At 43.8% G+C, this 1341-nt stretch carries 1 protein-coding gene and 1 pseudogene; both read left to right on the top strand.

Features of this window, described 5'->3' with window-relative positions; all coding sequences use genetic code 11:
* Positions 1–254: 254 nt before the first annotated feature.
* Entirely contained in the window at positions 255–1010 is a 756-nt protein-coding gene (locus PX484_RS16125) for a cobalt-precorrin-6A reductase (RefSeq protein WP_288104741.1), read from the top strand.
* Between the two features lie 201 nt (positions 1011–1211).
* Positions 1212–1341 (top strand): annotated as a pseudogene (locus PX484_RS16120) (IS607 family transposase); the annotation flags it as partial.

Here is a 1341-nt window from a genome sequence, read left to right as displayed (position 1 = left end):
TAAAAACTCATGAACTGGCAGGTCAAATTTTTCCCGATGAGTACGATTTAGCGCTCGCTGTTAAACAAGGGATCGAAGCTCGCGCTCAAAAAGGAGGATACGAAACTCACTGTTTTAAGTTTAATTCTGCCTAGCTACTTAATTGGGAGCGATCTTTCTTTGTGTTCTTTGTGTCTTTGTGGTCCCTTCCTTTACCCACCCAAGAGAGCCGGTGAGAAGATGGAAAATTAGTTAACCTTTTGGCAATTATCTGGATGACTAAAAATAAAAGAGTGCTGATTTTAGGGGGAACGGGGGAAGCGGCGGCATTAGCGGCTAAAATTGCGACAATTCCGGGTATAGATGCCATCGCTTCCTTTGCCGGTCGCACGAGAGAACCGATTACTCTCACAACTCCTTCTCGCCGGGGGGGGTTTGGTGGTGCCACTGGGTTAGCCAATTATCTGCGCCAAGAAAGCATTGATTGTTTAATTGATGCCACCCATCCCTTTGCCGCACAAATTTCCTTTAATGCCGCTCAAGCCGCCTCGGATTGTGGTATTCCTCGATTAATCTTAAGTCGTCCAGCTTGGGAAAAAGTATCTGGAGATAATTGGATTGAAGTAGAAAACAATCAAGCGGCAGCGAATATTTTATCGGGGTTAGCGCCGCGGATATTCCTCACTATTGGTCGGCAAGAACTGGCCAGTTATGCACATTTAAACAATATCTGGTTTTTGATGCGGATGATTGACCCGCCAGAAGCAGATGCCATCGTACCGGTTGGAAAATTATTGTTGGAACGGGGTCCTTTTTCCTTGCAGTCAGAGCGCTCTCTTTTACAAGAATATAAGATTGGGGCGATCGTGAGTAAAAATAGCGGCGGTGATGCCACCTACGCCAAAATTATCGCCGCTAGAGAGTTGGGAATAACCGTGGTCATGGTACAACGTCCACCCGTACCTGAAGGAGAAAAAGTGGCAGATGTTGAAAGTGTCCTGGCATGGTTAGAAAAAAGATGGCTCTCTTGATTTTTCTGGGAAAATCATCGAAAATCGGTAAAACCCCACACCCCACACCCCACACCCTGCCCCCAAGAAAAACTTTTTGCCGCAAATCCTAAGTAGGTTACAGTTTTTGAAAAATGGTATTGTAAAGTTTTGTAAAAAATATATGCAAATGACTGCAAAAAACTGCTAACATGGTTAGTACAAGTTTACGTTGCAGTTCATATAAAACTATCAGATTATGCTAAGAAAAAAGGGATCAGTTATGACACTGCTTGGAGAATGTGGAATCGAGGGCAGTTACAAGGAGAACGTCTTCCTACAGGAACAATTATTATTTTTGAAGATGACCGTT

This window comes from Microcystis sp. M49636_WE2, from assembly GCF_030065375.1.
In the GTDB taxonomy this organism is placed as follows: Bacteria; Cyanobacteriota; Cyanobacteriia; order Cyanobacteriales; family Microcystaceae; genus Microcystis; species Microcystis aeruginosa_C.
This window is presented reverse-complemented; position numbering and strand designations above follow the sequence as displayed.